This is a genomic window from Thioclava sp. F36-7 (assembly GCF_002020075.1).
Lineage (GTDB): Bacteria > Pseudomonadota > Alphaproteobacteria > Rhodobacterales > Rhodobacteraceae > Thioclava > Thioclava sediminum.
This window is the reverse complement of the sequence record NZ_MPZR01000006.1, coordinates 119,284-130,710: the sequence shown is the minus strand read 5'-3', so window position 1 is coordinate 130,710 and position 11,427 is coordinate 119,284. Positions and strand designations below refer to the sequence as shown.

The 11,427-nt window shown below is 64.2% G+C and carries 10 protein-coding genes; 2 read left to right on the top strand and 8 right to left on the bottom strand.

Translation table 11 applies throughout. From position 1 onward, the window contains the following. Positions 1-10: 10 nt before the first annotated feature. Both BMI89_RS12580 and BMI89_RS12575 read right to left on the bottom strand, forming a co-directional pair. Positions 11-1,189, bottom strand: a complete 1,179-nt coding sequence (locus BMI89_RS12580; protein ID WP_078571187.1) for an aminotransferase class I/II-fold pyridoxal phosphate-dependent enzyme — start codon at positions 1,187-1,189, stop codon at positions 11-13. 120 nt (positions 1,190-1,309) lie between these two features. Then, positions 1,310-2,626 carry an amidase family protein gene (locus BMI89_RS12575; protein WP_078571186.1) on the bottom strand — a complete coding sequence of 439 codons (1,317 nt, stop codon included), beginning with the start codon at positions 2,624-2,626 and terminating at the stop codon, positions 1,310-1,312. Positions 2,627-2,708: 82 nt separating this feature from the next. Between BMI89_RS12575 and BMI89_RS12570 the strand changes: the two genes are divergently transcribed. Continuing rightward, complete coding sequence (locus BMI89_RS12570) at positions 2,709-3,935, top strand: FAD-dependent monooxygenase (protein WP_143593906.1); 1,227 nt, start codon at positions 2,709-2,711, stop codon at positions 3,933-3,935. Positions 3,936-3,945: 10 nt separating this feature from the next. On the opposite strand, the gene BMI89_RS12565 is transcribed toward BMI89_RS12570, so the two are convergent. The 5 genes from BMI89_RS12565 to BMI89_RS12545 all read right to left on the bottom strand — a co-directional run bounded on the left by BMI89_RS12565 (position 3,946) and on the right by BMI89_RS12545 (position 8,199). Beyond that, complete coding sequence (locus BMI89_RS12565) at positions 3,946-4,170, bottom strand: Trm112 family protein (RefSeq protein ID WP_078571184.1); 225 nt, start codon at positions 4,168-4,170, stop codon at positions 3,946-3,948. After that, positions 4,167-4,805: an LON peptidase substrate-binding domain-containing protein gene (locus tag BMI89_RS12560; RefSeq protein WP_078571183.1), complete on the bottom strand. Its 639-nt coding sequence runs from the start codon at positions 4,803-4,805 to the stop codon at positions 4,167-4,169. Before BMI89_RS12560 ends, BMI89_RS12565 begins: the two co-directional genes overlap by 4 nt. Positions 4,806-4,832: 27 nt before the next feature. After that, positions 4,833-5,750 carry a co-chaperone YbbN gene (locus BMI89_RS12555; protein ID WP_078571182.1) on the bottom strand — a complete coding sequence of 306 codons (918 nt, stop codon included), beginning with the start codon at positions 5,748-5,750 and terminating at the stop codon, positions 4,833-4,835. 96 nt (positions 5,751-5,846) lie between these two features. Next, on the bottom strand, positions 5,847-6,635 hold the full coding sequence (locus BMI89_RS12550) for an exodeoxyribonuclease III (protein ID WP_078542609.1): 789 nt from the start codon (positions 6,633-6,635) through the stop codon (positions 5,847-5,849). Positions 6,636-6,762: 127 nt separating this feature from the next. Next, the gene (locus BMI89_RS12545; protein WP_078571181.1) at positions 6,763-8,199 is read right to left on the bottom strand and encodes an aldehyde dehydrogenase family protein; all 1,437 of its coding nucleotides are present in this window, start codon (positions 8,197-8,199) and stop codon (positions 6,763-6,765) included. A gap of 179 nt (positions 8,200-8,378) precedes the next feature. Here BMI89_RS12545 and BMI89_RS12540 point away from each other — a divergent pair, with 179 nt between their 5' ends. Beyond that, positions 8,379-9,032 carry a peroxiredoxin gene (locus tag BMI89_RS12540; RefSeq protein ID WP_078521505.1) on the top strand — a complete coding sequence of 218 codons (654 nt, stop codon included), beginning with the start codon at positions 8,379-8,381 and terminating at the stop codon, positions 9,030-9,032. 139 nt (positions 9,033-9,171) lie between these two features. On the opposite strand, the gene pnp is transcribed toward BMI89_RS12540, so the two are convergent. Then, a complete protein-coding gene (gene pnp / locus BMI89_RS12535) occupies positions 9,172-11,316 on the bottom strand; it encodes a polyribonucleotide nucleotidyltransferase (protein ID WP_078521507.1) in 2,145 nt (714 codons plus the stop codon). Positions 11,317-11,427: the final 111 nt, after the last annotated feature.

Genomic DNA, 11,427 nt, shown 5'->3' with positions numbered 1-11,427 from the left:
CCTACCGTCCTCAACCGTATAGGCAGTCGCGGAGCTGCATCAGCCCGCGCTGCGTTTCTGCTTTTGGAGCGACCAGAGCCACTCTGATATATTTCTGGCCGGGGTTTTCCCCGTTCACCTCGCGCGCGAGATAGGCGCCCGGCAGCACGCGAATGCCGGTCTCTGTCCAAAGCTTGAGCGCCGCCGCCTCCCCGTCTTCGACGGGAAGCCAGAGGAAGAAGCCGCCCTGCGGCAGCTGGAAGCCATCGACGCCGTCGAAGATCTGTCCCGCGATCTCGTATTTCTCGGCGTAGAGGCGACGATTTTCCGTGACATGGGCCTCATCCGCCCAAGCGCGCTCGGCCACGCGCTGCAACGGCTGCGGCAGCGGCGCGCCGGCATAGGCGCGCAGGCGACGGATATGTTTGATGCTTTGCGGCCCGGCGGCGAGGAAGCCCGAGCGCAGACCCGGCAGGTTCGACCGCTTCGAGAGCGAATGGAAGATCACCACGCGCTCGGGGTCGATGCTCTCTTCGGCTGCGACCTGTGCCGCACCGGGCGGCGGGGCCTCGCGCCAGATCTCGGAATAGCACTCGTCGGCGAAGACGATGAAATCGTGCTTCTCGGCCAGATGCAGCAGATCGGCCAGATAATCGCGGCTCGCGACTGCACCCTGCGGGTTCGAGGGCGAGCACAGATAGGCCACGGTGATGCGGTCCAGCACCTCGGGCGCAAGTGCCGAATAATTAGGCAAAAACCCGGTATCAGCGCCCGCGGGCACGAAAACCGGCTCCGCGCCGACGGCTGCCGCCGCCACCGCATAGACCTGATAGAACGGGTTCGGGATCGCGATCACAGGCGTTTTGCCGCGTTTTTGTTCGGGCGAAAGCGCCATCGCGGCGTTGTAGAGACCCTCGCGGGTGCCGTTGAGCGCCATGATCCGCTCCGGCCCGATCTCGACCGAATAGCGCCGTTTCAGCCAGCCCGAGATCGCGTCCAACAATTCGGGCGTGCCGTCATTGACGGGATATTTCCCAAACTCTCCAAGGCTTTGCGCGATCACATCGCCGACGAACTCGGGCATGGGATGGCGCGGCTCACCGATGGACATGGCCAAGACGTCGCCGCCCGGTTCATGCGAATCGAGCAGCGCGCGCAAACGCGGAAATGCGTATTCGGGCAGGTTCGAAAACCGCTCGGGAAAGTCCATCTGTGCCTCATCGAATGGGGTCTATGTCGCCCCTTATTGCCGACGAGGTTACAAAAGCTCCGCCGTTTCGTCCAGAAAAAGACAAGCTCCAGAGCGGGTTGACCACAAGAAATGTGGTTTTCAGGCCAGCGACGATTCGGCGGCCATGCCCAAACGCAGCAACCGATCCTCCGTCATCGGCGGCGCCATCAGCGAAATCCCGCAGCTTGGGATGCCCGTAGGAAGGTTGAGCGCGCATAGCCCCAACACGTTGCCGATCCGGGTGTTGCGCAGCGCGAGCACGTTCTCTTCCTGGAAATAGGCCTTGTCGCTGAGAAGACGGCGCACATCGGGCGGCAGGATCGGCGAGGTCGGCACCAGCACGGCGTCATATTCCGCGGTCGCCTCCAGATAGGCGGCGCGATAGCCCGCCAGTTCGTGCCAGCCTTTCGCGTAATCCGAGGCCAGCGCGTCGCGCCCGCTGCGGAACCGCTCGAGGATCGCCGCGAACATCTTCTCGGGCGCGGCTTCGATCTCGTGCTTCCATTCGCCATAGGCTTCGGGGGCGAAGAGAACACCGGAAAGGTCCATCGCCTGACGCACCATCGGCAGCCCCCGCCGCTCGATCACCGCGCCCGCCTTGGCGAAGGCTTCGACGGCCCGCTCGAAGCCCTGCACCGGCTTTTCGCGCGTGCCCTCAAAGGGCAGCCCTTCAAGCACCAGAAGCCGCTTCCCCTTGAGGCTCGCGTCACGCAGATCGGGCGCGTTGCGCCGTTCGAGCAGCGCAAAGACATGCGCGGCATCTTCGACATTGCGCGTGATGGGTCCGACCGTGTCGAAGGTCCGGCACAGCGGCACGACGCCTTTCGTCGTGATCCGCCCATGCGTCGTCTTTAGCCCCACGAGATCGTTCCACGCCGCCGGAATACGCACCGAGCCGCCCGTATCAGAACCGATCGCCGCCGCCGCCAAGCCGCGTGCCACCGACAGCGCCGCGCCAGAGGACGAACCGCCCGGCGCGAGTTCGGGATCATGGATATTCGGCGGCGTCGCCGTCATCGGGTTCACGCCCAGCCCAGAGAAGGCCAGTTCGGTCATATGCGTCTTGCCCAGACAGACCGAGCCGCCCAGCGTGGCCTCGATCAGCACATCCGCATCGCGCTCGGGCACACGCCCGGCCAGCAGCCGCGTGCCTGCCTCAGTCGCGACCCCGGCGGTGTCGAACAGATCCTTCCACGACAGCGCGACCCCATCGAGCATCCCGCGCCTGGTTCCCTGCTTGGCGCGTTGATGCGCGGCCATCGCCTCGTCGCGGGCTCGCTGCGGCGTGAGACGCGCATAGATTTCTTCGGACGCTTCAGCCGCCTCCAGATAGGCCTCGGTCTGCTCCACCGGATCGAGCTGACCGGCGGCAATCGCCCGCCCTTGTTCCGCAGCCCCTGCCAACCGCCATTCCATGCCCGCCTCCTTCGTTCTTTCCGCCACGCTAGCGACAGTCCCGCGCATGGACAATCCCGCTTCCAGCGCCATAGTAAGCGCCATGAAACACGATTCAGACGTCATCATCGCGGGCGGCGGGCTCAACGGCCCCGCCTTGGCGCTTGCACTGGCCTCCGCCGGCCTTTCCGTGACCCTTGTCGACGCCGCGCCGGCACGCCAGCGCGCGACCGACACGTTCGACGGCCGCGCCTATGCGCTGGCCATCGCGTCGCAGAAATTGCTGCGCGCGATTGGCGTCTGGGACGGGCTGGCCGATCAGGCACAGCCGATGATGGAAGTAAAAGCCGCCGACGGTCACGCGGGCGAAGGGGCGGCCCCTTTCTTCCTGCATTTCGATGCGCGCGAGCTGGATCAGGCGCCGGTCGGCTACATGCTGGAGGATCGCTACCTCTATCGCGCCTTCCTCGATGCGATGGAGGCGAGCGACAAGATTACGCTACTGCACGAAACGCAGGTGACAGGGCAGCAGGTCGTGCCGGGCGGGGTAGAAGTGAGCCTGTCCACCGGCAAGACCCTGACCGCGAAGCTGCTGATCGGGGCCGATGGTCGCCGCTCAGGCGTGGCCGAACGCGCCGGGATCACCCGCGAGGGCTGGGGCTACGGCCAGACCGCGCTGGTGGCTGCGGTCGAGCACGAGAAACCCCATAACGGCATCGCGCAGCAGTTCTTCATGCCGACCGGGCCGCTCGCCATCCTGCCGCTGAAGGGCAACCGGTCGTCGATCGTCTGGAGCGAGACCGAGGAAAACGCGAAAACCATCTCGGCGCTCGATGACGAGGATTTCCTCGCCGTGCTGCGCCCGCGCTTCGGCGATTTCCTCGGCGAGATCAAACTGGCCGGTCCGCGCTTCTCTTACCCGCTGAACCTGACGCTTGCGAAAGCCTATGTCGCGCCGCGCGTGGCACTGGTGGGCGATGCGGCGCATGGCGTGCATCCGATCGCGGGCCAAGGACTGAACCTCGGGCTGCGCGATGCGGCGGCGCTGGCGGAGATCGTCGTGGAAGCGATGCGCCGCGGCGAGGATATCGGCGCCGAGGACGTGCTGGAGCGCTATCAGGGCTGGCGGCGCTTCGACTCGACGTCGCTCGCGCTCGGCATGGATACCGTGAACAAGCTCTTCTCGAACGACAATCCGCTGCTGAAAGCGGGGCGCGATCTGGGGATGGGTCTGGTGCAGGCGATCCCGGGGCTGCGGCGCGGGTTCATGCAGCAAGCGGCGGGCTTGTCAGGCCCCCTGCCCCGCCTGTTGCAGGGCCGCGCGCTTTAAACGCCGCGCCTTATTCGTCGATCCGGCGGGCCTCGTCTGCGAGAAGGATCGGAATGCCGCCCCGGATCGGGAAGGCCAGCTTCGCGGGCTGCGAAACCAGTTCCTGCTTCTCGGCATCGTATTTCAGCACCGCATGGGTCAGCGGGCACACGAGCGCCTCCAGCATGTGCCGGTCGAACAGCGGCTTCTCGCGGGCCGTCTCGGGGGTCGATGCGCTCTCAGTCTCGTCGCTCATTGCAACCGCTCCTCTCCGCCGCCATGCAGCGCATATTCGATCAGGGTCACCAAGGTCTCGCGCCGGGTGGCCAGACAGGGCGCCTCCAGCAACGCCTGCTTGTCCTCCGGCTCCAACGGCAACAGCATCCCGAGCGAGTTGATCAACAACTCATCATCGGCATCTTTCAGCGTTTCCCAATCGGTATCCAGCCCCTGCGCGTGGAAAAACTTCGCCAGCAGGTCGAGAAACTCGTCGCGGTCGAAGCCGTTGTCATGCTCGGCCGCACCAAGATCGCGCTCGAACCCGGCCCAGCTGACCTCGGCGCGAATATAGGGGGTGAAGCCCTCGATCTGCTTCACGATGCGATAGCGCGAGATCCCCGACAGGGTGATCATGTAGCGCCCGTCCTCGGTCTCGGAGAACCCGGTCAGACGGCCCGCACAGCCAATCGCGTTGAGGTGGTTTTGCCCCTCCGGCCCCTTGATCGGCTGAATCATCCCGATCAGCCGAGACTTGGTCTTCATGCAATCTTCGATCATCTGCAGATAGCGCGGCTCGAAGATATGCAGCGGAAGCCGCGCCCGGGGCAGCAGCAGCGCACCGGGCAGCGGAAAAAGCGGAAGGATTTCGGGCAAGTCGCCTTTCTTCATCATGCGGATGAAACTAGCGCGCCCATGTCCTCAGGCAAATATCATCGACGACAGACGACGGCGGCCTTTTGCCACGATCGGATCGTTCGGCTTGAGCGCGTCGAAAATGGTGAAAAGCTGCGTCTTCGCGGCCTCGTTATCCCATTCGCGATCGCGGCGGAAAAGCTCGAGAAGCTGGTCCACAGCTTCCTCGACATTGCCCGCCGCATAAAGCGCCTGCGCATAATCGAAGCGCGCCTGATGATCGTCGGGATTGGCCTCGACCTTGGCTTTCAGATCGTCGAGCGGCCCCGCCGATTGCGCCTGTTTCGCCAGATCGAGCTGCGCGCGCGCGGCCTCGACCGGGGCGCTGTCGGACAGCTTCGGGGGCACAGCCGCCAAAGCCGCGCCTGCCGCGTCCAGTTGATCCAGCGCGATGCGCGCGCGGATCAGGCCGCCATGGGCCTCCGCCAGGTCGCCATCTTCCTCGAGGATCGCCGCGAAGGTCTCCGCTGCGTCTTCCGCCGCGCCTTCGGCCAGCATGGCTTCCGCCGCCTCGACCGCATCGCCGAGACCGTTACCGGCCTCACCGCCGGACGCTTCGATCAGCTTGGCCACGAAGCTCTTGATCTCGGAGGGCGGCAGCGCGCCCTGGAAACCGTCGATCGGCTGGCCCTGCCAGAAAGCGTAGACGGTCGGGATCGACTGCACGCGCATCTGGCCTGCGATCATCTGGTTTTCGTCGACATTGACCTTGGCCATCACGACCGCGCCTTTCGCGGCTTCGACCTCGGCTTCCAGCGCCGGGCCAAGCTGCTTACACGGGCCGCACCACGGCGCCCAGAAATCGACGATGACCGGCACGGTCTGCGATTTCTCGATCACCTCGGCCATGAAGTTGGCTTCGGTCACGTCCTTGACGTAGTCGCTCTTGCCTGCGGCCTTGGCGCCGCCACCCAGTTCCAGCATGTCCGTCTCCCGAAATTGCGGAGGATTTGCTTTCCTATATGGCCTCGCAGGGGCCGAACGCAAACCCGTTTGACCGCGGCGCGCTGCCGCAAGCGATTACAGATCGAAGGTCGCGAATACCGGCGCGTGATCGGAGGGCTTCTCCCAACCGCGCGCAGCCCGCAGCACACGACTGCCATGGGCCGCGTTCGAAATATCCGGCGTCGCCCAGATGTGATCGAGCCTGCGCCCCTTGTCGGCGGCATCCCAGTCGCGCGCCCGATAGGACCACCACGAGTACAAAAGCCCCTCGGGGATATCCTGCCGGGTGATGTCCACCCATTTGCCCGCCTCCATCGTGTCGTGCAGATGTTCGACCTCGATCGGCGTGTGGCTGACGATCTTCAGAAGCTGCTTGTGGCTCCAGACGTCATCCTCGCGCGGCGCGATATTCAGATCGCCCACGAGGATCGATTTCTGCGGCGCTTCCGCTTTGAAGTAATCGCGCATCTGAGTGAGGTAATCGAGCTTCTGCCCGAACTTCTCATTCACCTCGCGGTCCGGCACGTCGCCGCCTGCGGGGACATAGAAGTTGTGGATCGTCACGCCATTCTCGAGCGTGCCCGCGACGTGACGCGCATGGCCGAGATCGGCGAAATCATGGGCGCTGTTCTCTTCCATCGGGATTTTCGAGAAGATCGCGACGCCGTTATAGCCCTTCTGGCCGCGCGCAACCATGTGAGTGTAGCCGAGCGCCTTGAACCCCTCGAGCGGGATCTTCTCGACCGGGCTCTTGCACTCCTGCAGGCAGAGCACGTCGGGCGCCTCTTCCTCCATCAGCTTGCGCACCAGCCCCTCGCGCAGCCGCACCGAGTTGATGTTCCAGGTCGCCAGCGTGAAGCTCATCTCATTCTCCCGTTCCAAAAGCCGCGCGATCATGTCGAAGGGCGGCCGCTTGCGCAACCGCCCCTCTTCTTCTCGATAGAAATATCCGCAGGTGAATTGGCCGATAGGCCAAGAGGGGCAGCGCCCCTTATTCCGCCCAGCCGGAGATCGACTTCACGTCGCAGAATTCCTCGATGCCCCAACGGCCACCCTCGCGCGCCCGGCCAGAGGAACCCACGCCGCCGAACGGCGCGCCTGCGCCACGGTCCTGGCCGTTCATCTCGACCATGCCCGAGCGCAGCTGCCGCGCCAGACGGTTGCGCCGCGCGCCATCGCCCGATTGCAGGTAATTGGTCAGACCGTAAGGCGTGGCGTTCGCCACTTCGATTGCCTGCTCCTCGCTGTCGAAGGGCATGATCGACAGCACGGGGCCGAAGATTTCCTCGTTCATGATCGTCATCGAGGGGTCGCAATCGGCAAAGACCGTCGGACGGACATAGAAGCCGCGATTGAGATGCTCGGGTCGCCCGGGACCACCCGCGACGAGCTTCGCGCCCTCCGCGATGCCGGTCTCGATCAGGCCCTGAATCTTGTCGAACTGCGCCTTGTTCACGACGGGGCCGATATGCTTGCCTTCCTCGCGCGGGCTGGCCACCTGCGTGGCCTCGGCGGTCTGGCGCGCGATTTCCACGGCCTTGTCATAGGCCGAACGCTCGACCAGCATCCGCGTCGGCGCGTTGCAGCTTTGGCCCGAGTTCTGGAAGCAGTGCTTCACGCCGCGCGCCACCGCATCTTCATCCGCATCGGCGAAGATCAGGTTGGCGCCCTTGCCGCCCAGCTCCAGCGTCACCCGCTTGAGCGTATCGGCCGCCGCCTTCGAGATGGCCTTGCCGGCCCGGGTCGAGCCGGTGAAGGAAATCATCTCGACATCGGGATGGGTCGAAAGCTGCGTGCCAACGCCAACGCCATCGCCATTCACGAGGTTGAACACGCCCTTGGGCAGACCCGCCGCGTCGAGGATTTCCGCAAACAGCAGCGAGGACAGCGGCGCTTCCTCCGACGGTTTCAGCACCATCGTGCAGCCTGCGAGGATCGCCGGGATCACCTTCAGCGTCACCTGATTCATCGGCCAGTTCCACGGCGTGATCAGCCCGACGACGCCCACGGCCTCATAGGCGATCATCGCGCCCGGCGTGCCGTCGCCCAGCGGGTGCACCCAGTCGAAAGCCTTCGCCGCGTCTATGAAGTTCTTGATGTGATAGGCGCCCGCGCCCCACTGGTTGCGGCGCGCAAGGTCGATCGGCGCGCCCATCTCGAGGCTCATCGCCTGCGCCATATCCTCGGCGCGCTCCGCATAGACCTTGGCGATCCGCTCGACCGCCGCGATCCGCTCTGCCGGGTCCGTGGCCTTCCAGCCGGGCAGCGCGGCCTTTGCCGCGGCGACTGCCGCATCCGTGTCGGCCTGATCACCCAGCGAGATCACCGCGCAGGGATCCTCAGTGGACGGGTCGATCACCTCGTACTCGCGCGCCGCCTTGGGAGCGACCCACGCCCCGTCGATGTAGAAATTCCGTTTCTCGATCATATCAGCCTCCGGCACACAGATGTTGCGCGCGAGCGTTTCACCACTCCCCGTCCTGCGCAAGGCCTGACGAAAGGTCGCAGGCTCCGAGTTTAAAAAGGTTCTAAACTGGCTGGAACGGACCCCGACGAGGGCTTATATCCCGAAAAGACGTGATTTTACGCAAACACAGGAGGTTTTTCATGGGCCTGCGTATCAACGACACCGCTCCCGATTTCACCGCTGACTCGACCGCTGGCGAGATCAAGTTCCACGACTGGATCGGCGACAGCTACGCCATCCTGTTCTCGCACCCGAAAGACTTCACCCCGGTTTGCACCACCGAGTTCGGCGCAGTTGCTCAACTCGCCCCCGAGTTCGAGAAGCGCAACACCAAGGTCATGGGTGTCTCGGTCGATAGCGTCGAAGAGCACGTGAAGTGGAAATCGGATATCGAGCAGGTCGCCGGCGCGCCCGCGAACTTCCCGATCATCGACGACACCTCGCTGAACGTCTCGAAGCTCTATGACATGCTGCCCGCCGATGCCTACATGCCCGACGGCCGCACCGCCGCGGATTCGGCCTCCGTGCGCACCGTCTTCATCATCGGCCCGGACAAGAAAGTCCGCCTGACCATGTCCTACCCGATGTCGGTCGGCCGCAACTTCGCCGAGATCATCCGCGCGCTGGACGCCGTTCAGGCGACCGACGGCAAGCCCTTCGCGACCCCCGCGAACTGGGTGCCGGGTCAGGACGTGATCGTCGCGCTGTCGGTCTCGACCGACGAGGCGAAAGAGAAGTTCGGCGAAGTCGACGTCAAGCTGCCCTATCTGCGCACCGTCAAGTCGCAGGGCTGAGCCTAGCTCACCCGCTTACGAGAGAGCCCCGGCAGCGTCCGGGGCTTTTTCATATCCGCGCGCCCCACCCGAAGCGCAAAAAGCAAAAGGCCCCGGATCGCTCCGGGGCCTTTCTCAATCTTCTAGCGGATCAAACCGATCAGTCGGCTTTCTCTTCACGCTTTTCCGGCGCGATTTCTTCGCCGGTTTCCTGATCGACCATCTTCATGCCAAGGCGCACCTTGCCGCGATCGTCGAAGCCCAGAAGTTTCACCTTCACTTCCTGACCTTCCTTGAGCAGATCGCTCGGGTGGTTCAGGCGCTTGTTGGCGATCTGGGAGACGTGGACGAGACCGTCACGCTTGCCGAAGAAGTTCACGAAGGCGCCGAAATCGACGAGCTTCACGACCTTGCCGGTGTAGATCTGGCCCTCTTCGGGCTCAGCCACGATGGCGTGGATCATGTCATGCGCTTTCTTGATGGCCTCGGCATTGGCCGAAGCGATCTTGATCACGCCGTCGTCGTTGATGTCGACCTTGGCACCCGAGACTTCCACGATCTCGCGGATGACCTTGCCGCCCGAACCGATCACTTCACGGATCTTGTCGGTGGGAACGGTCATCGTCTCGATGCGCGGAGCGTGGGCGGAGAATTCCGTGCGGCCCGCGGAGAGCGCCTTGTTCATCTCGCCGAGGATGTGCATGCGGCCAGCGCGTGCCTGCTCCAGAGCTTTCTCCATGATCTCGGCGGTGATGCCGGCGACCTTGATGTCCATCTGCAGCGAGGTGATGCCCTCTTCGGTGCCTGCGACCTTGAAGTCCATGTCGCCGAGGTGATCCTCGTCGCCAAGGATGTCGGTCAGAACGGCCCAGGAGCCATCCTCTTCGAGCACCAGACCCATCGCGACACCCGCCACGGCCGACTTCAGCGGAACGCCCGCATCCATCATTGCCAGCGAGCCACCGCAGACCGACGCCATCGAGGACGAGCCGTTGGACTCGGTGATCTCGGAGACGAGGCGGATCGTGTAGGGGAAGTCCGTCGCAGCCGGGAGAACCGCCTGCAGCGCGCGCCATGCGAGCTTGCCGTGGCCGATCTCACGACGACCGGGCGAACCGACGCGGCCCACTTCGCCGACCGAGTAGGGCGGGAAGTTGTAGTGCAGCAGGAAGTTCGAGCGCGAGTTGCCGTGCAGCGCGTCGATGATCTGCTCATCGTCGCCGGTGCCCAGCGTGGTCACGACCAGCGCCTGCGTCTCGCCGCGGGTGAACAGCGACGACCCGTGGGTGCGCGGCAGCAGACCGGTTTCCGCCACGATCGGGCGAACCTCGTCCAGCGCACGACCGTCGATGCGGCGACCGTTCTTCACGACGTCACCACGCAGAACAGCCGATTCCAGCTTCTTCATCGCGGTGCCGAGGGTCGGATCTTCGAGCTGCTCTTCGGTGAGCTGCGACTTGATCTCTTCCTTGGCGGCGTTGACCGCGGCCACGCGCTCTTGCTTGTCCGAGATCGCGTAAGCGGCACGCATCTTCTCTTCGCCCAGACCTTTGACGGTCTCGAGCATCGCCGAGTAGTCCGGCGCTTTGAAGTCGAAGGGCTCTTTCGCGGCGGCTTCGGCGAGATCGATGATCATGTCGATCACCGGCTGCATCGCGTCATGGCCGAACTTGACCGCGCCCAGCATCTCGGCTTCGGACAGCTCGTAAGCTTCCGATTCCACCATCATCACGGCGTCCTTGGTGCCCGCGACGACGAGGTCCAGACGCTGCTCGGGGTTCTCCCGCAGCTTCTGCATGTCGTCGACTTCGGGGTTCAGGATGTATTCGCCATCCGAGAAACCGACGCGCGCAGCGGCGATCGGGCCCATAAACGGCACGCCCGAGATCGTCAGCGCGGCCGAAGCGGCGATCATCGCGACGATGTCGGGCTCGTTGACGAGGTCATGCGACAGCACGGTGCACATCACGAGCACTTCATGCTTGAAGCCTTCCACGAAGAGCGGACGGCACGGGCGGTCGATCAGGCGCGAGGTGAGCGTCTCTTTTTCGGACGGACGAGCCTCGCGCTTGAAGAAGCCGCCCGGCACTTTACCGGCGGCATAGTATTTCTCTTGGTAATGAACCGTGAGCGGGAAGAAGTCCTGGCCCGGCTTCGGTTCCTTGGCAAAGGTCACGTTGGCCATGACGGAGGTTTCGCCCAGCGTGGCGATGACCGAACCGTCAGCCTGACGGGCAACCTTGCCGGTTTCCAGAGTGAGCTCTTCTTCGCCCCACTGGATGGATTTTTTCACAACATTGAACATTCAGCGTATCCTGTCTGGGAGCTCTCACGGGCGTATCCCGTGTCTCCCGATTTGAATGGCGGCCCCATTGCCGCCGCCCCCTTATCCTGTTGCACGCGCCCGGGGGCTCGA

Excerpts from the sequence above, each read along its gene's own strand:
- BMI89_RS12555 (WP_078571182.1), bottom strand. The coding sequence starts at position 5,750 with ATGCTGGAACTGGGTGGCGGCGCCAAGGCCGCAGGCAAGAGCGACTAC.
- BMI89_RS12570 (WP_143593906.1), top strand. The coding sequence starts at position 2,709 with ATGAAACACGATTCAGACGTCATCATCGCGGGCGGCGGGCTCAACGGC.
- BMI89_RS12540 (WP_078521505.1), top strand. The coding sequence starts at position 8,379 with ATGGGCCTGCGTATCAACGACACCGCTCCCGATTTCACCGCTGACTCG.
- pnp (WP_078521507.1), bottom strand. The coding sequence starts at position 11,316 with ATGTTCAATGTTGTGAAAAAATCCATCCAGTGGGGCGAAGAAGAGCTC.
- BMI89_RS12550 (WP_078542609.1), bottom strand. The coding sequence starts at position 6,635 with ATGAGCTTCACGCTGGCGACCTGGAACATCAACTCGGTGCGGCTGCGC.
- BMI89_RS12560 (WP_078571183.1), bottom strand. The coding sequence starts at position 4,805 with ATGATGAAGAAAGGCGACTTGCCCGAAATCCTTCCGCTTTTTCCGCTG.
- BMI89_RS12575 (WP_078571186.1), bottom strand. The coding sequence starts at position 2,626 with ATGGAATGGCGGTTGGCAGGGGCTGCGGAACAAGGGCGGGCGATTGCC.
- BMI89_RS12545 (WP_078571181.1), bottom strand. The coding sequence starts at position 8,199 with ATGATCGAGAAACGGAATTTCTACATCGACGGGGCGTGGGTCGCTCCC.
- BMI89_RS12565 (WP_078571184.1), bottom strand. The coding sequence starts at position 4,170 with ATGAGCGACGAGACTGAGAGCGCATCGACCCCCGAGACGGCCCGCGAG.
- BMI89_RS12580 (WP_078571187.1), bottom strand. The coding sequence starts at position 1,189 with ATGGACTTTCCCGAGCGGTTTTCGAACCTGCCCGAATACGCATTTCCG.